Below are 20,150 nucleotides of genomic sequence, written 5' to 3' on the forward strand. Positions count from 1 at the left end.
TGAGGCGTGAGGCGGCGGCCGATGGTAACAGAGCGCTGCTGGCGCACCCGCCGGCTTCGGCCATAATCGGCCGCACGACAGCCAGCGAGGAACGGCATGGCGGAACCGGAAATCGAGCAGTGCGACGTGGCGGTGATCGGCGGCGGCCCCGGCGGCAGCACCGCGGCCGCCCTGCTGGCGCGCCGCGGCTACAAGGTGATCGCGCTGGAGAAGGCGCACCACCCGCGCTTCCATATCGGCGAGTCGCTGCTGCCGATGAACCTGCCGGTGTTCGAGCGGCTGGGCGTGCTGGACAAGGTGCGCGCGCTCGGCGTGTTCAAGCGCGGCGCGGATTTCGAGACCGACGACGCGCGCGGCTACAACGTCTACGCGTTCGCCCGCGCGATCGGGCAGAGCCCGCCGCATGCGTACCAGGTGTGGCGGCAGGATTTCGACCGCATGCTGTACCAGCATGCGCGCGAGTGCGGCGCCGAGGCGCGCGAGGGGCACGAGGTGCTGCAGGTGGAGCAGCGCGGCCCACGCGAGAGCCGGCTGGACGTGCACACCGACGACGGCTACGACTACGCGATCCGCGCGCGCTACGTGGTGGACGCCAGCGGCCGCGATGCGCTGCTGGCGACGAAGATGAAGTTGCGGCGCCGCAGCCGCCAGCATCAGAGCGCGGCGATCTTCGGCCACTTCCGCGGCGCCGGCCGCCGCGATGGCGAGGACGCCGGCAACGTCAGCATCTACCGCTTCGCGCACGGCTGGATGTGGATGATCCCGCTGCCCGACGGCGTGATGAGCGTGGGCGCGGTGTGCCGGCCGGATTACCTCAAGCAGCGCAAGGGCCGCACGCTGGAGTTCCTGCTCGACACGCTGCGGCTCAACCCGGCGCTGTGGCAGCGCGTCGAGCGGGCCAGGCTGATCGGCGACGAAGTGCATGTCACCGGCAACTACTCCTACGACGCGAGCCGCATGGGCGGAGCGGGTTGGGTGCTGGTGGGCGATGCGTTCGCCTTCCTCGACCCGGTGTTTTCCTCCGGCGTGTACCTGGCGATGGACGGCGCGGAGCGGGTGGCCGACGTGGTCGATGCGGCGCTGCGCGAACCGCGGCGCGAACGGGCCCTGCTGCGCCGGCTGGAGCGGCGCCAGCGCAGGGGTATGGCGCGCTTCGCGTTCTTCATCCACCGCTTCAACGCGCCGGTAATGCGGCAGATGCTGCGCTCGCCGCGCAACACCTGGCAGCTGGAGCAGGCGGTGATCTCGATGCTGGCCGGCGACCTGTTCGATACGCCGAAGGTGCTGTGGCGGCTGCAGCTGTTCAAGCTGGTGTACGCGATCCTGTACCTGCGCGACTGGCGCCGCAGCCGTGCCGAGCGCCGTTATCGGCTGGCCCAGGCGCGCGCGCCTTTGGGCGGGGAATAGGGAGCAGGAAACAGGGAATAGGAAGAGCGGCAGCTCTCGCGACCGGGTGCCTGTGAGAAACTGGGAGCATGGCTTGGCCGCAGCGCCGCTCTTGCCAGTCCCGAATCCCGAATCCCGAATCCCGAATCCCGAATCCCGGCTCCCAATGGCCAAGCTCTACTTCTATTACTCGGCGATGAACGCCGGCAAGACCACCACGCTGCTGCAGAGCGCGTACAACTATCACGAGCGCGGCATGCGCACGCTGATCCTCACCCCGGCGCTGGACGACCGCTTCGGCGCAGGCGTGGTCGCCTCGCGCATCGGCCTCAAGGCGAACGCGCGCCGCTTCGCCGGTGACGAGGATCTGCTGGCGCTGGTCGAGGCCGACATCGCCGCGCACGGCCCGCTGCACTGCGTGTTCGTCGACGAGGCGCAGTTTCTGGCCAGGGCGCAGGTGTGGCAGGCCAGCGACGTGGTCGACAAGCTGCACATCCCGGTGCTGGCCTACGGCCTGCGCACCGACTTCCGTGGCGAGCTGTTCGAGGGCAGCCGCTACCTGCTGGCCTGGGCCGACGAGCTGCAGGAAATCAAGACGATCTGCCATACCGGCAGCAAGGCGACCATGGTGGTGCGCGTGGACGAGCATGGCCGCGCGGTCACCGACGGCCCGCAGGTTGAGATCGGCGGCAACGAACGCTATGTCTCGGTGAGCCGCGCCGAGTTCAAGAAGATCAGCGCTGGCCACGGCCGCATCGAGCTGCAGCAGAGCGTGCTGCCGCTGGGCGAGCGCGAATGAACCGAGCCACCGAGGAATCCGCATGAGCGAAGCCACTCCCCCCGCCAGCTGGCCGCGGCCGTACTGGCAGCCCGGCGAAGACGAGGTGGTGCTGCAGTTCTACGTGTTCGGCAAGTTCGCGCCGGAGTTGCTGATCCCGTCGCCGCGCTACGGCAGCCCCGGCCTGCCCGCGGGCGTGGAGATCCAGCGCTTCCAGAACGCCGTGCTGCGCCAGTGGGAGGGCTATCCGCTGAACGGCGCGCTGGGCCGGCTGATCAGGGAAGACACGCCCGAGGCGTACGAGGCCGCGCGCATCGCGCCCGAGGTGCTGGTGGTGCGCGGCGTGCTCAAGGACGGCGCCAGCCTCGACTACCTGCGCGACACGCTGGGCGTGCTGGCCGGCATGCTCGACGTGGGCGGCACGGCGATCCTCGACCCGCAGATCCTCACCCTGTTCGACGCCGCGCACTGGCGCCGCCACTACCTGGTCAAGGACGGCGCGCCGCCGCGCCACCACGTGCTGATCCTGCGCAGCGACGAGGGCGGCGACCGCTCCTGGGTGCACACCCGCGGCATGCGCAAGTTCGGCCGCCCCGACCTCAGCCTGCGCCACGTGCCCGAGCGCGACCTCGACCGCGCCGGCGTGCTGTGCGAGAAGCTGGTCGAACTGCTCTCGCTGGGCGCGCACTTCAGCGCCGGCCAGCAGCTCGACGTCGAAGGTTTGCCCGACGGCCTGGTCGCGCAGCCGGGCGGCAGCCTCGACGACCCCGAGTTCAACAACACCCATGTCGAGTTCAGCTGGCCCGAGTAAGCCGCCGGTTCAGCGCTGGCAGCGCGGGCACCAGAACGTCGAGCGCTGTCCCAGCACGACCTGCCGGATTGCCGTGCCGCAGACGTGGCACGGTTCGCCGGCGCGGCCGTAGACCATCAGTTCGCGGAAGAAGTAGCCGGGTGCGCCGTCGGGGGCGAGGAAGTCGCGCAAGGTGGTGCCGCCGCGCTCGATCGCCCAGGCCAGCAGGTGCTTCACCTCGGCGGCCAGCCGCGCATAGCGCGCCCGCGAGAGGCTGCCGGCTGGTTTGCGCGGGTCGATGCCGGCGCGGAACAGCGCTTCGCTGGCGTAGATGTTGCCCACCCCGACGACGACCGCGTTGTCCATCAGGAACAGCTTCACCGCCGCCGTGCGGCCGCGCGAGCGATGCCACAGCAGGTCGCCGTCGAAGGCATCGGTCAGCGGCTCGGGGCCGAGCTTGGCCAGCAGCTCGTGGATGGTGTCGGGGGGCTGCCACAACAGGCAGCCGAAGCGGCGCGGATCGGTGAAGCGCAGGATGCGTGGCGCCTGCGTGCTCGTGCGTTCCAGCGCGATGTCGACGTGGTCGTGCCTGCCGACCGGGGCGTCCGGCGGCAGCACGCGCAGCACGCCGGTCATGCCCAGGTGCAGCAGCACGCTGCCGGCCGCGGTGTGCAGCAGCAGGTATTTCGCGCGGCGTTCCACCGCGTCGATGCGCTGGCCGGGCAGCAGCGCACCGATCTCCGGCGGGATCGGCCAGCGCAGGTCGGGCCGGCGCAGGATCACGCCGGTGACGCGGCGGCCGACCACATACGGCGCGATGCCGCGGCGGGTGGTTTCGACTTCGGGCAGTTCGGGCAAGGCGTGATCCCGCGGTCAGTGCAACGCGGTGGTCGCCGTGGCCGGCGAGCGCGGTACGTAGCGCGACGATACCAGCGCGATGCGCTGGCCCACGCGCACGTAGTGCTGCGGGCCGGTGACCGAGGCCTCGCCGAATTCCAGTGTCTGGCCGTCCAGCGTGAGCACGGCGTGTGGCGGCGCCAGCCCGATCTTCGCCGTTTCGAAATCGCTGGCCGGGCGCCAGCTCAGTACGGGCGCCGCGGCGGTGTCGGCGAGATCGTTGAGGCGAGCGTCGACGGCCCGGGTGGGCGTGCCGTCGATGCGCCACCAGTGACCGTCGCGTTTCCCATAGCGTTCGGCGGGCGCACCGGGCAGGGCGAGCGCGACGTACGTGACGGTGGCCGGGTCGAGCGTGGTGAGATTTCCGTTGGCGTGGCGCGCGTCGCGCTGCCACTGCCAGCCGGCGAGCAGCAGCAGGGCGAGCACGGCAAGCAGCAACCACAGGCGCTGGCGGGCGGCGCGTTTCATGGTTCAGCGCCGCCGCCGGCGCCATGCGATCAGGCCGCCGGCCAGCAGCAACAGCAACGGCAGCACGACCAGGAAACCGATGCTCAGCGCATTCAACTCGGCCTGCGAGATTTCCAGCAGCCGGTCCGGCGCACCGCGCGGCGGCAGCTCGACCAGCTTGTCGTCGCCCAGCAGCCAGTCGAACACGCGCTCGCCCAGCGCGCGGTTGCCGCCGTTGCCGAGGAAAGTGTTTGAGAGGAAATCGCCATCGCCGATCACCACCGCGCGCTGCTCGCTCTTGTCCGGGCTGGGCGACAACCGGCTCAGCGCGAAGCCGAAGTCCAGCGGCCCCTTCAGCTCGCCGGCGTCGGCGTCGTAGCGGATGTCCGAGGGCTTGCTGTTGTCGATCGGCTGGAACTCGGTCCAGCTCTGCGTGCCGGAGCGCAGGAACGGCTTGACCGCCCAATCGCCCTGGCTCAGCTGGGCCAGCGCGGAGGCCTGCGGGAACAGCGTGGTCAGCGTGAAGCCGCGCGTGATTGCCTGCGGCGGGTAGCTGCCCAGCGCGATCAGGCGCGGGTCGCCCACGCCCAGCGCGGCGCCGGAACCGTCGACCAGCACGCCCGGCAGCACGCGCACGCCGAACGCGGCGGCCAGCGGCGCGAGGCCGAGGTCGTCGTTGGACGGCTCGCTCAGCCACAACAGGTTGCCGCCGTTCTGCACGTAGGCAACCAGCGCCTGCACCGCGGCCGGCGGCAGCGCCAGGCTCGGGCTGGCCAGCACCACCAGGTCAGTGTGCTCGGGCACCGCCGTCACTTGCGCGAAATTCAGCGGCACCGCGCGCATGCCGCGCGCTTCCAACTGGGTGATGAAGGTGCCGAGGTCGGCGTTGGCCTGGCCGTCGGCGCGCCGTTCGCCGTCGCCGGTGACGAAGGCCACGATGCGGTCGCTGCCGCGCAGCAGGCGTTCCAGTGCATTGGTGAGGCTGCGTTCGGACAGCTCGTCCAGCCGTTGCTCGCGGCCCTTGTAGTGCAGGATCAGCGCGCCGTCGACGGTGATGCCCAGCTCGCGCATCTTCGCCGGGTCCAGTTGCGGGTCGACGAAGCGCAGCGTGAGGTCGCTCTTCACCGCCTGGTAGCGCTGCAGGAAACCGGCCACGGTCTGGCGCAGGTTGCCCTGCGGGTTCGCGTAGCTGACGATTTCCACCGGGCCGTCGAACCTGGCCAGCACCGCGCGGCTTTCCGCCGACAGGCTGGTGCGACCGTTCGCGGTCCAGTCGGCCTGGTGCGCGTAGCGCGTGCTGAGGTAGCCGATCGCCGCGGCCGCCAAGACCAGCAGCAGCGCGAACAACCAGCCGTCCAGACGTCTGAACAGTGCGCCCATCAGTTGCGCTCCTTGTCGGCCGCCAGCCGGCACGTGGCCAGGGCCAGCGCCAGCACGATCAGCAGCGCGAACCAGACGAGGTCGGCGCTGGAGACCAGCCCGCGCAGCAGCGGCTGCAGGTGCGTGCTCATCGCCAGCCAGTTGATCGCGCCGCCGTTGATGCCGGCCAGCTGCGCGCCCAGGTTCACGCTCCACAGCGCCAGCGCGATCACCAGCGCGGCGGCGGCGGCCAGCGCCGGATGCGAGGCGAAGCTCGAACAGGCCACGCCGATCGCGGCCAGCGCGGCCAGCATCAGCGCCAGGCCCAGCGTGGCGGCGGCCAGCTTGCCCCAGTCGAAGTGCGTGGCGTGCATCAGCGCCAGCGGCATCGCCAGGGTCAGCGCCAGCCACAGCAGCAGCCAGCCCAGCACCGCCAGGTACTTGCCCAGCACGATGCGCGAGGCCGGCACGCCCGCGGCGAACAGCAGCGGCAGGGTGCCGTTGCGGCGTTCGCCGGCGAGCGTCGACATGCTGAGCAGCGGCACCACCAGGAATGCCAGCTGGGCCAGTTGGGCCAGCAGCGGCACGCCGACCAGGTCGGTGAAGCCGGGCCCGTCCGGCAGCGCGGCGCGCTGGATCTGGCCGGCCAGGAAGCTGCCCAGCAGCAGGGTGAAGTTCCATGCCAGCCAGGCCAGGGTCAGCGCCGCCAGTACCCAGGCCAGCGGACGCACCAGCAGCCGGCGCCATTCCAGTCGCGTCACGGCGACGGTGTTCGCGAAAGCGTGGCTCATGCGGTGCGTGCCGGTGCGGTGCTGCCGTTCATCGCGATCCCGAAAAAGGTTTTCTCCAGCGCGGCATGGTCGTCGGCGCGCACCGGGCCGTCGTGGCGCAGCGCGCCCTCGTGCAGGATCGCCACGCGGTCGCACACCGCGGTGACCTCGGCCAGCAGGTGGGTGGACAGGATCACCGCGGTGCCGGCCGCGGCCTGCTCGCGGATCAACGCGCGCAGCGCGGCGACCTGCACCGGGTCGAGCGCGTTGGCCGGTTCGTCCAGCACCAGCAGGGCGGGGCGATGCAGCAGCGCGCAGGCCAGGCCGAGGCGCTGGCGCTGGCCCTGCGACAGCACGCCGGCCAGGCGTCGGGCCAGCGGTTGCAGTTCCAGCCTCTGGATGATCGCGGTGCGCGCCGTGCGCAACGCGGCGCCGTGCAGTCCGCGCAGGCGGCCGTGCGCGTCGAGATGCTCCTCGACGCTGAGCTCGGCCCACACCGGCGCGCGTTCCGGCAGCCAGCCGATCCGCGTGCGTGCCGTTTCCGGGTGTTCCAGGAAATCCTCGCCGTTCAGCTCGATGCCGCCGCTGTCGGGGCGCAGCGCGCCGGCGATCATCGACAAGGTGGTCGACTTGCCGGCGCCGTTTACGCCGAGCAGGCCCAGCACCTGGCCGCTTTGCAGCTCCAGGCTGAGATCCTGTACGGCGGGGCGGCCGGCGCGGCGACGGCTGAGCCGGCGCAGGCGCAGGACGACAGGGGATGAATCGGCAGGCGGCGAGGTCATTGCGTGATTGTCACGGCGCCCCCATCGTTAAACAACAGGCGCGCGCCACGGACGCGGATAACGTCACCTTAGCGTTCCGCTCTTGACCGGCTGCTATGATTCGTGGTTCGCCGTGCTGGCGGGTATGGAAACCCACAATCTACACTGTCTCCAACCCTCACCCGGTGCTTTCCATGCTCGACGCTGTACTCGATTTCCTGATCAACGGCCTCACCGGCGCAAGCTGGGGCCAGATGCTGGTCTACATGCTGGTCGTGACCCAGCTCACCATCTTCACGGTGACGCTGTACCTGCATCGCAGCCAGACCCATCGCGGCGTGGATTTCCACCCGGCGCTGGCGCACTTCTTCCGTTTCTGGGGCTGGCTGACCACCGGCATGGTCACCCGCGAATGGGTGGCGGTGCATCGCAAGCACCACGCCAAGGTCGAGACGGCGGAAGACCCGCACAGCCCGATGATCTACGGCATCAAGAAGGTGTTCTGGGACGGCGTCTCGCTGTACCGCGACGCCTGCGCGTCGAAACAGGACATGGAACAGTACGGCCGCGGCACGCCCGACGACTGGGTCGAGCACAAGCTCTACGGTGCGCACCCGTATTGGGGGCCGACCCTGATGCTGTTGATCGACCTGGCCCTGTTCGGCGTGATCGGTGCCTTGCTGTGGGCGGTGCAGATGGTGTGGATCCCGTTCTGGGCCGCCGGTTTCGTCAACGGCATCGGCCACTGGTGGGGTTACCGCAACTTCGAGAGCGCCGACACCGCGACCAACCTGGTCCCGTGGGGTTTCTGGATCGGTGGTGAAGAGTTGCACAACAATCATCACGCGTTCCCCAGCTCGGCCAAGTTCGCGCTGCGCAAGTGGGAGTTCGACATCGGCTGGGCGGCGATCTGCGGTCTGCGCGCGGTGGGCCTGGCCAAGGTGCTGCGCGTGGCGCCGTCGCTCGATGTACGTCCGAACGTGCGCCTGCCCGACGCCGACACGCTGAAGGCGGTGCTCACCCACCGCTTCCAGGCGATGACCGACTACTACCGCGGCGTGATCCTGCCGACCATCAGCGACGAGGCACAGCATGCCGGCGAGAGCCTCAAGTCGATGCCCCGGCGCATGCGCCGTGCGCTGGCCGACGGCGGACGCTGGCTGGACAACGAGGGTCGCGAGCGCATGCAGGCCGTGCTGGCCAGGCGCCCGACGCTGAGGACCGTGTGCGATTTCCGCAACCGCCTCGCCGCCCTGATGGAGCAGCGCGGCGCCGAGCAGGCGCTGAAGGGCCTGCAGCAGTGGATCGTCGAAGCCGAGCAGAGCGGCATCCGCGCGCTGCAGGAGTTCGCGCAGCGGCTCAAGGGCTACAGCGTCGCGACGGCCTGATTCGTCCGGCGGCACAACAGTTCGACAAAACCCGCCTTCGTGGCGGGTTTTGTTTATTTGGGCCTGCGGGGAGGCCCGAATAATCTCCGAACTTCGTCATTCCGGCGAAGGCCGGAGGAGCTTTTCAACAGCGAAGCTGGTCATCCATCGGGCCTTGCGCAAGGCCACATGGACGACGGGTTTGCCGCGGCGCGTCGGCCGCGCCATCCATCCGAGCAAAAGGAAACCCGCCACGAGGGCGGGTTTTCCTGGAGGCATCAGTATCGCTGTTGCGGATGCAGTGGCAAGAGCAAGAGCGATCCCTGCCTTCGCAGGGATGACGTTCTGACAGAGCCGCTCGCGCGCAGCGCGAGCGGGTCAGAACGTCACTTGATCTTGCCTTCCTTGTAGATCACGTGCTTGCGCACGACCGGATCGTACTTCTTGAACTCGAACTTTTCCGGCGTGTTCTTCTTGTTCTTCTGCGTGGTGTAGAAGTGGCCGGTGCCGGCCGAGGAGATCATGCGGATCTTGTCTTGCGATTTGTTAGCCATGGCTCAATCCTCAGACCTTTTCGCCGCGGGCGCGCATTTCGGCAATCACGGCCTCGATGCCATTCTTGTCGATCGTGCGCAGGGCGTTGTTGGAAACGCGCAGCTTGATCCAGCGGTTCTCGCTGGGCACCCAGAAACGACGCTCATGCAGGTTGGGCAACCAGCGGCGACGGGTCCGGTTGTTGGCGTGCGAGACGTTGTTGCCGCTCTGCACACCCTTGCCGGTGACTTGACATACACGGGCCATGACGACCTCCGTAATTTGGTTTACTGACACCCGTTGGCCAGGGTGTGATCGGCCCAGCGGCGCCATGCGCCACGCGATGCTGGAGTTGTCGCAACGCGTGATCGTGAGGTCCGTACCGCGTGGCGGACCGCCCGGAAACACCGGGTCGACAGAGGCGAGCCGCGTATTCTCGCAGAAAAACAAGGTCGTGCGCAATCTTCCGGGCTCGCGTCGGCGTCTGCCGGCGTGCGCGCTGCGGGGATGTATGGAACAATCAGTCTCTTTTGTACACACGACCCAGACCCGAGGAACCCCCGATGGCACAAGAGATCACCAACGACCAGGCCAACGGCCAGGCCAGTCAGCCGCAGCTGGTGATGCAGAAGATCTACGTGAAGGACGTCTCCTTCGAGGCGCCGAACGCGCCGCAGATCTTCCAGGAGATCGGCGACAGCGAGCAGCCGCAGGTACAGCTGAACCTGGGCCAGAAGGCCACCGACCTCGGCAACGACCTGTACGAAGTGGTGCTCAGCCTCACCCTGACCTGCACCATCGGCCAGCGCACCGCCTACCTGGCCGAGGTGGAACAGGCCGGCCTGTTCGGCATCGCCGGTTTCAGCGAGACGGATCATGCCGGCATCATCGGCAGCTACTGCCCGAACCTGCTGTTCCCGTATGCGCGCCAGGTGATCTCCTCGCTGGTGCTGGAGGGCGGCTTCCCGCCGTTCCTGCTGCAGCCAATCAACTTCGACGCGCTGTTCGCCGAGCAGCAGCGTCGCATGATGGGTGGCGACGACGCCCCGGCCACGCTCAACAGCTGAGCCGTGCCCATGGCTGAAAACCCGAAGCTGACCATCCTCGGGGCCGGCTCCTGGGGCACCGCGCTGGCGGCGCTGACCGCGCGCAACGGCGTGCCGACCACGTTGTGGGGGCGCGACCGCGCGGCGCTGGCGGCGATGGCGGCCAGCCGTCGCAACCAGCGCTACCTGCCGGACATCGAGCTGCCGGCCGAGCTGGCCTACGAGGCCGAGCTGGCCACGGCCGTGCGCGGCGCCGGCATCGTGCTGATCGTGGTGCCCAGCCACGCGTTCGCCGCGATGCTCGACGAGATCGCGCCGCTGCTCGACGCCGGCACCGCGATCGCGTGGGCGACCAAGGGCTTCGAACCGGGCACCGGCCGCTTCCTGCACGAGCTGGTCGCCGAGCGGCTGCCCGGTCGTGCCGCGGCGGTGGTCACCGGCCCGTCGTTCGCCAGGGAAGTTGCCGCCGGCCTGCCCAGCGCGGTCACCGTGCATTCGGACGACGCGGCGTTCGCGCAGCAACTGGCCGGCTTGCTGCACGCGCCGAACCTGCGCGCATATTCCGGCGGCGACGTGCTCGGCGCCGAACTCGGCGGGGCGATGAAGAACGTGCTGGCGGTCGCCACCGGCATTGCCGACGGCATGCAGCTTGGCCTGAACGCCCGTGCCGGCCTGATCACCCGCGGCATGAACGAGATGCTGCGCCTGGGCGTGGCGCTGGGCGCGCGGCCGGAAACGCTGATCGGCCTGTCCGGCCTGGGCGACCTAGTGCTGACCTGCACCGGCGACCTCTCGCGCAACCGCCGGCTCGGCCTGGCGCTGGGCCAGGGCGTGGCGATCGACGAGGCGGTGCGCCGGATCGGCCAGGTGGTGGAAAGCATCCTGACTGCCGACGAAGTGACGCGGCTGGCCGACAAGCACGGCCTGGACCTGCCGATCAGCGCCGGCGTGCGCGCGGTGCTGCACGGCGAGGTCACCCCGGTGGACGGGCTCAAGGCGCTGATGGCGCGCGAGCAGAAACCGGAATACCCGCACGGCCTGTTCGGCACCGACTGATCCGGCGGCGCGCCGCCCGCGCCTTCGGCGGTCGCATCGTGCCCCTGCGCTGCTAAGCTCAATGTTTTGGTCGTCGCCACGGACCGCATGCGCATGCAGCAACCGGACGGGAAACAGCACGCCGCCGCCACGCCTTCCGGCGAGGACGAGGCCCTGCCGCAGGCATGGCGGCGATTGCTGGCGGCGCCGAAGCCGGCAGTGGCCGACGAGCACGGCGTGCTCGGTTTCTTCCTGGAAGTGATGCCGGAGGAAGGCGCCGCCTTCGCCCGGCTGGACGTGGCGCCGGTGCTGCTGGCGGTGGCCGAGCACGGCCGCTACGCGCGGCCGGTGCCGCTGGACAGCCGGCACCTGGCGCAGTCGCCGCTGCCGCCGCACGAGCAGCGCCTGGCCGCGACCATGCTGGGTCTGCCGCAGAGCGTACGCAAGGGCCGCAGCTACGCGCGCCTCGGTGGCCACGTCGGCGACACCCTGCTGGCCGAGATCCTGGACACCGCGCCATGTTTCCTCGGCGGCCTGGCCGGGCTGCGGCTGTCGCGCGGCAAGTCGCACCCGCTCAACTGGCACTGGCAACTGGAGCCGGACGGCAGCCAGCGCCTGCTGCCGGTGCTGCCGCACAGCCAGCGCCTGCTGCGCATCGACGGGCTGTGGTGCCTCGATGCCGAGCGCGCCACGGTGGGCCGCTTCGACGCGGCGGTCGAGGAAACACGCTGGCTGGAGTTGCCGCCGCTGAAGCACGAGCACGGCCGCCGCCTGCGCAACCGCCTGGCCGGCAGTCGGCTGGCCACGCGGGTGCCGTTGCCGCTGGTGTTCGATGAAGTGCGTCGCTCGGCGCTGGCGCCCAAACCGGTGCTGACCCTGCACGCACTGACCCGCCACGTGCGGCTGGCCGCCGGCACGCCGCCGCTGGGCTATGCGCGGCTGGCCTTCGACTACGCCGGCGAACGCCTGCCCGCCCGTGGCGGCGAGCCGCTGGTGCGGCGCGTGCGCAACGGGCAACTGGTCGAGATCACCCGCCGCCGCGCCGAGGAACTCAGCGCGATGGAGCAGCTCGAGCGCGCCGGACTCACCCCCGGCGTGGATACCGAAGGCCTGCCGTGGGATGTGGCCGAAACCCTGCCCGACGACGCCTGGCTGTTTCCCGGCACCGGCTACGCCGGCGCGCTGGAGGTCAACACGCCGGCACGCTGGCTGGCGCTGCGGCCGAAACTCGAGGCGGAGAATTTCCAGGTCGAGTACGCGCCGAGCTTCCCGTTCGAAGTGCTGGAAGGCCCGGTGCACTGGTACGGCCAGGCGGTGGAAGATGCCGACGACCATGCCTTCGACCTGGAGATCGGCATCGAGCTGGATGGCGAGCGGCACAACCTGCTGCCCGCCGTGGCGCAGGCGCTGGCCGAGCACCAGTTGAACCTGCGTCCGGCACCGAACGAGCCGGAAGACGCCGTGTGGTACGCGCCGGTCGATGCGCGCCGGCGCGTGCCGGTGCGCCTGAAGGAACTGCGCGGGCTGCTGGCGCCGCTGGCCGAGTACCTGGAGAAGCCGCGCCAGAAGCTGCATCTGCCGCGGGTCCAGGCCGGCCGGCTGGAAGAACTCGTCGCGGCGATGCCCGGCGGCAGCACGCTGGAGGCGGCCGAACCGCTGCTCGGTTTCGCTGCGCGCCTGCGCGACGCCGCCGAGCGTGCCAGCGACGCGGTGCCCGACGGGCTCACCGTGGAGCTGCGGCCGTACCAGCGCGAGGGCCTGCGCTGGCTGAACGCGTTGGCCGAGGCCGGCGTCGGCGGCGTGCTCGCCGACGACATGGGCCTGGGCAAGACGCTGCAGCTGATCACCCATCTGCTGTCGCTGAAACAGGGCGGCGCGCTGACCCAGCCTGCGCTGATCGTGGTGCCGACCAGCCTGATCCCGAACTGGCAGTCCGAGATCGCCCGCTTCGCGCCGATGCTGCACGTCTTGACCCTGCACGGGCCGCAGCGCGCCGAGGAGTTTGCCCAGCTCGGCGCGCAGGACATCGTGCTGACCAGCTACGCGCTGTTGCCGCGCGACGTGGTCGCGCTGCGCAAGCAGCCGTTCGCGCTGATCGTGCTGGATGAGGCGCAGCAGGTGAAGAACCCGCGCACGCAGGCGCGCCGCGCCCTGCTCAGCCTGCGCACGCCGCGCTACGTCTGCCTCACCGGCACGCCGCTGGAGAATCACCTTGGCGAGCTGTGGTCGCAGGTCGATCTGGCGGTGCCCGGCCTGCTCGGCGACGAGGGCGCGTTCCGCCGCTTCTACCGCATCCCGATCGAGAAGCAGCACGACGAGGAATGCCAGCAGCGGCTGAACCTGCGCATCGCGCCGTTCATCCTGCGCCGGAGCAAGGCGCAAGTGGCGAAGGAGCTGCCGCCGAAGACCGAGATCACCCGCCGCGTGGTGCTGGAAGGGCGGCAGCGCGATCTCTACGAAGGCCTGCGCCTGTCGCTGGCGGAGGAACTGCGCGAGGTGATCGCGCAGCGCGGCATCGCGCACTCCGGCATCGTGGTGCTGGACGCGTTGCTCAAGCTGCGCCAGGTCTGCTGCGACCCGCGGCTGGTGAAACTCGAAGCCGCGCGCGGCGTGCACGAGTCGGCCAAGTTCGAGTTGCTGATGGACATGCTGCCGGCGCTGCTCGACGAAGGCCGCAGGGTGCTGCTGTTCTCGCAGTTCACCGGCATGCTGAAACTGATCGCCGCCGAGCTCGACCGCCGGCGCATCCGCTACGTCACCCTGACCGGCGACACCCGCGACCGCGCCGAGCCGGTGCAGCGTTTCCAGAACGGCGAGGTGCCGCTGTTCCTGCTCTCGCTGAAAGCCGGCGGCGTGGGCCTCAACCTCACCGCCGCCGACACCGTGATCCACTACGACCCGTGGTGGAACCCCGCCGCCGAGGCACAGGCCAGCGACCGCGCGCACCGCATCGGCCAGGACAAGCCGGTGTTCGTGTTCCGCCTGATCACCTCGGGCACGGTGGAAGAGCGCATCGAGCAGCTGAAGGAGCGCAAGGCCGAACTGGCCGCCGCCGTGCTCGAAGGCGGCGGCAGCCGCGAGAAGCTCAGTTTCGACGAAGGCGACCTGGACACCCTGCTGGCGCCGGGCTGATCTCGCGTCACGACGACGGCGGCAACCGCGTGCGCAGCAGCGCGTCCACCGATTGCTGCCATTCCGGCGAGCCGGGCTTGGACTGCGGCGCTTCCTGGCCCAGCTTGTCCTGTACCGCCTGGTTCCATGCGTCCGAGCCGCGGGCCGGGCCGTGGCCGTCGTCGATGTGCAGCGACTGATCGACCCATGCGTACCATTCGGCCGAGCCGAGCACGGCGTTTGTCGATGCGGGCCGGCTGCCGTCCGATGGCGGCGCCGGCGAGGGCGCGCACGCGGCGAGCAGCAGGGCAAGCGGCAGGCTGGCGACGAGGCGGCGCATGGGTGGCTCCTTGATCGACTGCCGCCGAGCCTACCGCGGGCTCGTGCGCGGGTGATTAATTTTTCATGACGCCTGGCGGCATTGTTCAACGCGGCCGCTCAATCGCGTGCGGCGACCTCGTCGATGTGCCGCAGCAGATCGGCCGGATCGCCGTACACGCGGAACGCGCCGGACTGCTGCAGCTCGGCGTGGCCGTAGCCTCCCGAGAGCAGGCCCACGCCGAGCGCGCGGGCGCGCTGCGCGGCGAGCATGTCCCACACGCTGTCGCCGATCACCAGCGACTGCTGGATGTCCACGCCGAGCCGTGCGGCGGCGGCAAGGAACAGGTCCGGGTCGGGCTTGGCGTGGCGCACCTGGTCGCGCGTCACCACCGGCACCTTCGACGGGTCGACGCCGAGCGCCTGCAGGTTGGGCGCGGCGGTCTCCATCCGTCCGCTGGTGGCGATCGCCCATGGAATCTGCTGTTCGGTGAGGTAGTCCAGCAACGCGCGCGCGCCGGGCAGCGGCCGCACCGAGCCCTGCGCGTGCTGGCGGTTGAACGCCTCGGCATGCCACTGGCGCAGGCGGTCGAGGCGCTCGGCGGTGATTTCCAGTCCGGTCTCGCGCAGCAGGATGTTGGCGAACAGGCCGCCACTCATGCCGATCTTGCGGTGGATGCGCCACACCGACAGCTCCACGCCTTCGCGATCGAGCGCCTCCTTCCACGCCAGCACGTGCTGGTAGACGCTGTCGATCAGGGTGCCGTCGAGGTCGAACAGGAAGGCGGTCTCATGGCGGGGCATGGGTTTCTCCGTGGGCAGGTCAGCGCAGCAGGTCGATCTTGCGCAGGCCGCGCCGGATCGCGTCGAGGTTGCCGCCGGCCGGCCAGCCGACCACGGTGTCGACGACGGTGCCGTGGTCGAGGAAGTAGAACACCGGAGTCTCGACGCGCTCGACCATCGGCAGGCTGGCGTCGTCGTAGGCGATGCCGAGCCGCAGCGCGGGGTGCGCCTCGTTCCAGTCGCGCACGGCGTCGAAGGCGGTGACCTCCTCGGGCGGCGCCACCCATTGCCCGTGGTCGCGGAACAGCTCGCGCAGCAGCGGGTCGGCCTCGATGTCGCGCGCGGCGTTGGCGGAGAAGTGGCAGCCGGTCGAGGCCAGCACGATCACCTGTGCCGGCGCGCGGAGGTTGAAGCGGAAGCGCACCAGTTCGCGCGTGCGTGTGCCCGGCGTGACCACCCACAGGCTGGGCTGGCCGTTGCGGATGCGGCTGAACGTGTGCATCGACGGCGGCGGGCTGCGCTGGATGTCGGGGTGGGCGGCCAGCAGCGTGCGCGCCTCGTCGTCGCGGTGCGCGACGAGCAACGCGTCGTAGAGATCGCTGGCGTGCGGACGGTCGACACGCCGGCGGCGCTCCAGTTCGGCGAAATCGCGGCGCAGGTCGGCGAGGTAGTCCGGTCGGCCGGTGGTCTGGAAGGCCAGCGCCGCCGCGCGGAACAGGAGCTCCGCGTCGCGGTCGCCGAGCGCGGGCCGTTGCGCGTCGGTCTGTGCCGGCGCGAAATCCGCGGCGTAGCTGCGCGCGATGGCCTGCGCCGGTGCGGCGGCGTGCTCCGCGGCGGCCAGCAGGCGGTCGTAGGCGGCTTCCAGCGTGCCTGCCGCGTCGTCGTGCGTGGCCGCGCGCGGCGCGCTCAGCGCATCCAGGTCGATGGCGTAGTCTTGCGCGCCGAACAGGCGCAGCAGGGTATAGGCCTGCCCGCGGGTGAGTTCGTAGCGCAGGTCGGCGAGACGCATGCCGCCCAGGCCGTGCTCGCGGTACACCAGGGTGTCGAGGAAGCGGCGCCGGGCGCCGGGCGTCAGCCAGTTCAGCGGCGAGTTTTCAGGCGGCGTATCGCGCACATAGGCATCCAGCGCCGTGCGCGAGGTGATCGGCGTGGCCGGGATGGCCAGTGCCGCGTTGCGGGTGACGCCGGTATCCTGCGCCGGCGCGGCGAGCGGCAGCGCCAGCAGGCACGGCAGCCACAGCAGGCGGGCGACGGTGGCGCAGGGCATACGCATTCCTCGCATGGCCTCGGCAGGATACGCGCCGGCCCGCGGGCTAACGCGGCGGCAGCAGCGTGCGCCCCGACTCCAGCACCGCCAGCGCCGCCGCGCCGAGCAGGCCCGGCTCCGGGTTCATGATCGCCTGGGTCGGCACCTTTTCCATGATGTCGCGGAAGCGGCCCTTGGCCTCGAAGCGCTCGCGGAAGCGGCCGCGTTCCAGCCACGGCAGCAGGATCGGGATCAGCCCGCCGGTGAGGTAGACGCCGTTCCACGCGCCCAGCGTGAGCACCAGGTCGCCGGCGACGCTGCCGAAGATGCCGGCGAAGGTTTCCACCGTGCGCGTGCACAGCGCGCAGCTACCGTCCTTCGCGCGGGCGGTGATGTCCTCGGGCTTGAGCGCCTCGGGCGTCGCGCCGACCATGTGGCAGATCGCGTCGTACAGGTTCACCAGGCCCTGGCCGCAGATCAGCCGCTCGTTGGAGACGCGGCCGTACTTGTGGTTGAGGTAGTCGAGGATGGCGATGTCCTCCGGCGTGTGCGCGGCGAAGCCGGCGTGGCCGCCTTCGGTCTGCAGCACGCTGCAGTGGCCGCCGCGCACCAGCAGGCCACCCACGCCCAGGCCGGTGCCCGGACCGACCACGGCGAAGGTCTGCTCCGCCTCGGCGCCCACCACCGGGCGCGGCACCGTGCCCACGTCGACCAGGTCGTCGCCCTGCAGCAAGGTCACCGCCATGCTCTGCGCGGCGAAGTCGTTGACCAGGTGCACGTACTCCAGGTCCAGCGCGGCGGCGGTCTGCTGCGCCGAGATCGCCCACGGATTGTTGGTGACCTTCACCGTCTCGCCGTCGACGATGCGCCCGGCGGCGGCCACGATGGCGCGGCTTACCTTGAGGCCGGTGTCGGCCAGGTACTGCTGCGCGGTCGCCACCAGCGAATCGTGCTCGGCCACGCGGTAGCGCCGGATGCTGTCGGCCAGCAAAGGCTGGTCGCGCGAAGGATCGGCCACCCCGAAGCGGACGTTGGTGCCGCCGAGATCGACGAGCAGGGTGGGGACGTGGCTGGGCTGGCTCATGGAACTTCCTGGCGGCGTGAAGCGCCAAGCCTGCCGGCGTCACGGCAGTTAGTCCAGTGTTTTGCCGGCCGCACGGCGTAAAATCCCCCGCAGACCGTTCCGCGAGACCCCGCCATGAGCTTCCCCGCCACCCGCATGCGGCGCATGCGCCGCGACGCCTTCTCCCGCGCGCTGATGCGCGAGCACACCCTGCTGCCGAGTGACCTGATCATGGTCGCGTTCGTGATCGAGGGCGAGGGCCGGCGCGAGGCGGTGCCGTCGATGCCGGGGGTGGAGCGGCTGTCCATCGACGGCTTGCTGGCGCTGGCTGGCGAATGCGTGCGGCTGGGCATCCCCGCGCTGGCGCTGTTCCCCTCGCCCGGCGCCGACGTGAAGTCGCTCGACGCCAGCGAGGCGTGGAACCCGGACAACCTGATGCATCGCGCCACCCGCGCGTTGAAGGCGAAGTACCCGGAGCTGGGCCTGATCGGCGACGTGGCGCTCGACCCGTACACCACCCACGGCCAAGACGGCCTGATCGACGAGCACGGCTACGTGATGAACGAGCCCACCGTCGAGGCACTGATCAGGATGTCGCTGGCCCAGGCCGAGGCCGGCATGGATTTCGTGGCCCCCTCGGACATGATGGACGGCCGCATCGGCGCCATCCGCGACGCGCTGGAAGAAGCCGGCCACATCCACACGCGCATCCTCGCCTACTCGGCGAAATACGCCTCCGCCTTCTACGGCCCGTTCCGCGACGCGGTCGGTTCGGCGGCGAACCTCGGCAAGGGCAACAAGCACACCTACCAGATGGACGTGGGCAACAGCGACGAGGCGCTGCGCGAAGTGGAGCTTGATATCCAGGAAGGCGCCGACGCGGTGATGGTGAAGCCGGGCCTGCCGTACCTCGACGTGCTGCGCCGGGTGAAAGACACCTTCGGCGTGCCGACCTTCGTATACCAGGTCAGCGGCGAGTACGCGATGCTGAAGGCGGCGTCGCAGAACGGCTGGCTGGACGAGAAGTCGGTGGTGCTGGAGTCGCTTACCGCGTTCAAGCGCGCGGGGGCGGATGCAATCCTGACTTACTACGCAATGGATGCGGCGCGGTGGTTGCGCGGGGAGTAGGGATTGCCGCCTTGATGGTTTGAATCGAAGCGGCGGCGATATCCGATGTAGATTGGCGGCATCGGTCAGCGGTCGACGACGCGACCAGGCGGAGCAGAATGAAGTTTCTTCTATGGGGATTATGGATCCTGCCTGTCTCGGCCTTTGCCGCAGGTGACCCGTGTGTCGAGATGGTCCCGCCGGCACTTCGTCAGTCGCTGCAGCAACATTTTCCGAGTGAACGGCTTCCCTTGTCGACTGATGTATCGCCAGTTGATCGGCGGCAGGCCATGCGACACGGTAATGCATGTCTGCTCGTGGCCAGCGCAGACGTCGATGGTGACGGGCGTGCGGATGCCATGTTGGTGTTGCCGTCCGGAAAGCGGCACGGATACCGGCTCGTCGCGGCGATCAATGCACCGGCTGGCTGGCAACTCACGTCACTTCGTGAGTGGAAAGGCGCGTACGACCACGTGTACGCCGACGTGGCGCCACCTGGAAATTATCGGCAGACGGAAGCCTACGATTTCATTCCCGAGCCCGGGGCGGTAGAGCAGATAAGCGCAAAGCTCCCGGGTTTTTATGTGGGACAGGTCGAGTCGGCGGCGGATGCTTATTTTCTGGAGCAGGGACGTTGGGTTCACGTCCACCCGATTGATTGAAGCACGAACGTATCGGGCGGGTTCAGTTGTTGTGATTGGCCTGGGCTTTCCTCAGCAGCCGGAGCTTTCGCTTGCCTGCGGCAGCCGAGTCACTTTTTCTCTCGTGTGTCCCCTGTGCGGGCCATCCTGGCCCGCACTCGGTGACAAAGCCGAAAAAAACCGCGGCAAGGCATCGCTCTGCCGCGGTTTTGTTCTTGATCTGGCTTTTCTGAAAAGTACGCGCAGGATGCGCGTTGCTCTACCGGGACCCCTCTGAAGCGGCGGCCGGGTGGAGGACAAGCCCGCAGGGTGGTTCGCAGGGATGCGAACCAGTTTGTCGTCAGGGCAGGATGCCCTGTCGACAAACCCCGTAGCCCGGCCGCGAACCTTGTGGGCAGGATGCCCACAAGGCGCGGAAGCGGGGTGTCGTTTTCTCTTGGGTACTTCTCTTTTGGACAAGCCAGTACTGTCCGGTTAATCGGGGAAGAGAATCAATTGGTTAGCAGGGTCGCCGGTAGAACTCTGTGGTTCTTGCTGCTGCAGGGCGCATTCCAATGGGGTTTGTTCAAATAGCGTCACGCTCAGGATCTGTAGAATTTCGTAGAGCGAAGCCTTCAGGTGCAGGCGCTTGCGCACGATGGCGATGAGCACATAGACCGCAACGGCGATCCACACCTGGGTCTTCACGGCATTGAGTGAGGTGCCGAAGAA

The 20,150-nt window shown here is 69.4% G+C and carries 20 protein-coding genes and 1 pseudogene; 9 read left to right on the plus strand and 12 right to left on the minus strand.

All coding sequences use genetic code 11. From position 1 onward, the window contains the following. Positions 1–96: 96 nt before the first annotated feature. The 3 genes from RHOOR87_RS0102980 to RHOOR87_RS0102990 all read left to right on the plus strand — a co-directional run bounded on the left by RHOOR87_RS0102980 (position 97) and on the right by RHOOR87_RS0102990 (position 2,975). The gene (locus RHOOR87_RS0102980; protein WP_015448904.1) at positions 97–1,407 is read left to right on the plus strand and encodes an NAD(P)/FAD-dependent oxidoreductase; all 1,311 of its coding nucleotides are present in this window, start codon (positions 97–99) and stop codon (positions 1,405–1,407) included. A 145-nt stretch (positions 1,408–1,552) separates the two neighbouring features. Continuing rightward, complete coding sequence (locus RHOOR87_RS0102985) at positions 1,553–2,185, plus strand: thymidine kinase (protein ID WP_007513757.1); 633 nt, start codon at positions 1,553–1,555, stop codon at positions 2,183–2,185. A 22-nt stretch (positions 2,186–2,207) separates the two neighbouring features. After that, the gene (locus RHOOR87_RS0102990; protein ID WP_015448903.1) at positions 2,208–2,975 is read left to right on the plus strand and encodes a hypothetical protein; all 768 of its coding nucleotides are present in this window, start codon (positions 2,208–2,210) and stop codon (positions 2,973–2,975) included. Positions 2,976–2,984: 9 nt separating this feature from the next. On the opposite strand, the gene mutM is transcribed toward RHOOR87_RS0102990, so the two are convergent. The 5 genes from mutM to RHOOR87_RS0103015 are packed head-to-tail and all read right to left on the minus strand — an operon-like array spanning position 2,985 to position 7,209. After that, complete coding sequence (gene mutM, locus RHOOR87_RS0102995; protein WP_015448902.1) at positions 2,985–3,812, minus strand: bifunctional DNA-formamidopyrimidine glycosylase/DNA-(apurinic or apyrimidinic site) lyase; 828 nt, start codon at positions 3,810–3,812, stop codon at positions 2,985–2,987. A 15-nt stretch (positions 3,813–3,827) separates the two neighbouring features. Beyond that, positions 3,828–4,319 (minus strand): hypothetical protein, encoded by a 492-nt coding sequence (locus RHOOR87_RS0103000; RefSeq protein ID WP_015448901.1) that lies wholly within the window; start codon positions 4,317–4,319, stop codon positions 3,828–3,830. 3 nt (positions 4,320–4,322) lie between these two features. Next, entirely contained in the window at positions 4,323–5,678 is a 1,356-nt protein-coding gene (locus RHOOR87_RS0103005; protein ID WP_015448900.1) for a GldG family protein, read from the minus strand. Beyond that, positions 5,678–6,448, minus strand: a complete 771-nt coding sequence (locus RHOOR87_RS0103010; RefSeq protein ID WP_015448899.1) for an ABC transporter permease — start codon at positions 6,446–6,448, stop codon at positions 5,678–5,680. Before RHOOR87_RS0103010 ends, RHOOR87_RS0103005 begins: the two co-directional genes overlap by 1 nt. Then, complete coding sequence (locus tag RHOOR87_RS0103015; RefSeq protein ID WP_027484183.1) at positions 6,445–7,209, minus strand: ABC transporter ATP-binding protein; 765 nt, start codon at positions 7,207–7,209, stop codon at positions 6,445–6,447. Before RHOOR87_RS0103015 ends, RHOOR87_RS0103010 begins: the two co-directional genes overlap by 4 nt. A gap of 173 nt (positions 7,210–7,382) precedes the next feature. Here RHOOR87_RS0103015 and RHOOR87_RS0103020 point away from each other — a divergent pair, with 173 nt between their 5' ends. Then, the gene (locus tag RHOOR87_RS0103020; RefSeq protein ID WP_015448897.1) at positions 7,383–8,576 is read left to right on the plus strand and encodes a fatty acid desaturase; all 1,194 of its coding nucleotides are present in this window, start codon (positions 7,383–7,385) and stop codon (positions 8,574–8,576) included. 365 nt (positions 8,577–8,941) lie between these two features. On the opposite strand, the gene rpmG is transcribed toward RHOOR87_RS0103020, so the two are convergent. Both rpmG and rpmB read right to left on the minus strand, forming a co-directional pair. Beyond that, positions 8,942–9,109 carry a 50S ribosomal protein L33 gene (gene rpmG, locus RHOOR87_RS0103025; protein ID WP_007513765.1) on the minus strand — a complete coding sequence of 56 codons (168 nt, stop codon included), beginning with the start codon at positions 9,107–9,109 and terminating at the stop codon, positions 8,942–8,944. A 10-nt stretch (positions 9,110–9,119) separates the two neighbouring features. Beyond that, positions 9,120–9,356 carry a 50S ribosomal protein L28 gene (rpmB, locus tag RHOOR87_RS0103030; RefSeq protein ID WP_007513766.1) on the minus strand — a complete coding sequence of 79 codons (237 nt, stop codon included), beginning with the start codon at positions 9,354–9,356 and terminating at the stop codon, positions 9,120–9,122. A 296-nt stretch (positions 9,357–9,652) separates the two neighbouring features. Between rpmB and secB the strand changes: the two genes are divergently transcribed. From secB to RHOOR87_RS0103045, 3 genes are all read left to right on the plus strand, one after another. Then, entirely contained in the window at positions 9,653–10,156 is a 504-nt protein-coding gene (gene secB / locus RHOOR87_RS0103035) for a protein-export chaperone SecB (protein ID WP_007513767.1), read from the plus strand. A 9-nt stretch (positions 10,157–10,165) separates the two neighbouring features. Beyond that, entirely contained in the window at positions 10,166–11,191 is a 1,026-nt protein-coding gene (locus RHOOR87_RS0103040; protein WP_007513768.1) for an NAD(P)H-dependent glycerol-3-phosphate dehydrogenase, read from the plus strand. Between the two features lie 93 nt (positions 11,192–11,284). Beyond that, a complete protein-coding gene (locus RHOOR87_RS0103045) occupies positions 11,285–14,302 on the plus strand; it encodes a DEAD/DEAH box helicase (RefSeq protein ID WP_027484184.1) in 3,018 nt (1,005 codons plus the stop codon). A gap of 7 nt (positions 14,303–14,309) precedes the next feature. Here RHOOR87_RS0103045 and RHOOR87_RS0103050 read toward each other — a convergent pair whose 3' ends face one another. The 4 genes from RHOOR87_RS0103050 to glk all read right to left on the minus strand — a co-directional run bounded on the left by RHOOR87_RS0103050 (position 14,310) and on the right by glk (position 17,712). Continuing rightward, positions 14,310–14,621: a hypothetical protein gene (locus RHOOR87_RS0103050; protein ID WP_015448894.1), complete on the minus strand. Its 312-nt coding sequence runs from the start codon at positions 14,619–14,621 to the stop codon at positions 14,310–14,312. A 98-nt stretch (positions 14,622–14,719) separates the two neighbouring features. Then, positions 14,720–15,403: an HAD family hydrolase gene (locus RHOOR87_RS0103055; protein ID WP_015448893.1), complete on the minus strand. Its 684-nt coding sequence runs from the start codon at positions 15,401–15,403 to the stop codon at positions 14,720–14,722. Positions 15,404–15,422: 19 nt separating this feature from the next. Further along, entirely contained in the window at positions 15,423–16,649 is a 1,227-nt protein-coding gene (locus tag RHOOR87_RS0103060) for a hypothetical protein (RefSeq protein ID WP_027484185.1), read from the minus strand. 46 nt (positions 16,650–16,695) lie between these two features. Further along, on the minus strand, positions 16,696–17,712 hold the full coding sequence (glk, locus tag RHOOR87_RS0103065) for a glucokinase (protein ID WP_015448891.1): 1,017 nt from the start codon (positions 17,710–17,712) through the stop codon (positions 16,696–16,698). A gap of 114 nt (positions 17,713–17,826) precedes the next feature. Here glk and hemB point away from each other — a divergent pair, with 114 nt between their 5' ends. Together hemB and RHOOR87_RS20210 are read left to right on the plus strand one after the other, a co-directional pair. Further along, the gene (hemB, locus tag RHOOR87_RS0103070; RefSeq protein WP_027484186.1) at positions 17,827–18,819 is read left to right on the plus strand and encodes a porphobilinogen synthase; all 993 of its coding nucleotides are present in this window, start codon (positions 17,827–17,829) and stop codon (positions 18,817–18,819) included. 98 nt (positions 18,820–18,917) lie between these two features. Further along, positions 18,918–19,460: a hypothetical protein gene (locus tag RHOOR87_RS20210; protein WP_155950903.1), complete on the plus strand. Its 543-nt coding sequence runs from the start codon at positions 18,918–18,920 to the stop codon at positions 19,458–19,460. A gap of 453 nt (positions 19,461–19,913) precedes the next feature. Here the strand turns inward: RHOOR87_RS20210 and RHOOR87_RS0103080 are convergent. Next, a pseudogene (locus RHOOR87_RS0103080) lies at positions 19,914–20,150 on the minus strand (IS4 family transposase); the annotation flags it as partial.

The organism is Rhodanobacter sp. OR87, from assembly GCF_000473345.1.
GTDB classification, from domain to species: domain Bacteria; phylum Pseudomonadota; class Gammaproteobacteria; order Xanthomonadales; family Rhodanobacteraceae; genus Rhodanobacter; species Rhodanobacter denitrificans.

What these genes read in the sequence shown, in the direction of transcription:
- RHOOR87_RS0103000 (WP_015448901.1), bottom strand. Translation starts at nt 4,319, where the DNA reads ATGAAACGCGCCGCCCGCCAGCGCCTGTGGTTGCTGCTTGCCGTGCTC.
- RHOOR87_RS0103040 (WP_007513768.1), top strand. Translation starts at nt 10,166, where the DNA reads ATGGCTGAAAACCCGAAGCTGACCATCCTCGGGGCCGGCTCCTGGGGC.
- rpmB (WP_007513766.1), bottom strand. Translation starts at nt 9,356, where the DNA reads ATGGCCCGTGTATGTCAAGTCACCGGCAAGGGTGTGCAGAGCGGCAAC.
- RHOOR87_RS0103055 (WP_015448893.1), bottom strand. Translation starts at nt 15,403, where the DNA reads ATGCCCCGCCATGAGACCGCCTTCCTGTTCGACCTCGACGGCACCCTG.
- RHOOR87_RS0103020 (WP_015448897.1), top strand. Translation starts at nt 7,383, where the DNA reads ATGCTCGACGCTGTACTCGATTTCCTGATCAACGGCCTCACCGGCGCA.
- RHOOR87_RS0102985 (WP_007513757.1), top strand. Translation starts at nt 1,553, where the DNA reads ATGGCCAAGCTCTACTTCTATTACTCGGCGATGAACGCCGGCAAGACC.
- secB (WP_007513767.1), top strand. Translation starts at nt 9,653, where the DNA reads ATGGCACAAGAGATCACCAACGACCAGGCCAACGGCCAGGCCAGTCAG.
- RHOOR87_RS0103060 (WP_027484185.1), bottom strand. Translation starts at nt 16,649, where the DNA reads ATGCCCTGCGCCACCGTCGCCCGCCTGCTGTGGCTGCCGTGCCTGCTG.
- RHOOR87_RS0103045 (WP_027484184.1), top strand. Translation starts at nt 11,285, where the DNA reads ATGCAGCAACCGGACGGGAAACAGCACGCCGCCGCCACGCCTTCCGGC.
- glk (WP_015448891.1), bottom strand. Translation starts at nt 17,712, where the DNA reads ATGAGCCAGCCCAGCCACGTCCCCACCCTGCTCGTCGATCTCGGCGGC.
- RHOOR87_RS0102990 (WP_015448903.1), top strand. Translation starts at nt 2,208, where the DNA reads ATGAGCGAAGCCACTCCCCCCGCCAGCTGGCCGCGGCCGTACTGGCAG.
- RHOOR87_RS20210 (WP_155950903.1), top strand. Translation starts at nt 18,918, where the DNA reads ATGAAGTTTCTTCTATGGGGATTATGGATCCTGCCTGTCTCGGCCTTT.
- RHOOR87_RS0102980 (WP_015448904.1), top strand. Translation starts at nt 97, where the DNA reads ATGGCGGAACCGGAAATCGAGCAGTGCGACGTGGCGGTGATCGGCGGC.
- RHOOR87_RS0103050 (WP_015448894.1), bottom strand. Translation starts at nt 14,621, where the DNA reads ATGCGCCGCCTCGTCGCCAGCCTGCCGCTTGCCCTGCTGCTCGCCGCG.
- hemB (WP_027484186.1), top strand. Translation starts at nt 17,827, where the DNA reads ATGAGCTTCCCCGCCACCCGCATGCGGCGCATGCGCCGCGACGCCTTC.
- rpmG (WP_007513765.1), bottom strand. Translation starts at nt 9,109, where the DNA reads ATGGCTAACAAATCGCAAGACAAGATCCGCATGATCTCCTCGGCCGGC.
- RHOOR87_RS0103015 (WP_027484183.1), bottom strand. Translation starts at nt 7,209, where the DNA reads ATGACCTCGCCGCCTGCCGATTCATCCCCTGTCGTCCTGCGCCTGCGC.
- RHOOR87_RS0103010 (WP_015448899.1), bottom strand. Translation starts at nt 6,448, where the DNA reads ATGAGCCACGCTTTCGCGAACACCGTCGCCGTGACGCGACTGGAATGG.
- RHOOR87_RS0103005 (WP_015448900.1), bottom strand. Translation starts at nt 5,678, where the DNA reads ATGGGCGCACTGTTCAGACGTCTGGACGGCTGGTTGTTCGCGCTGCTG.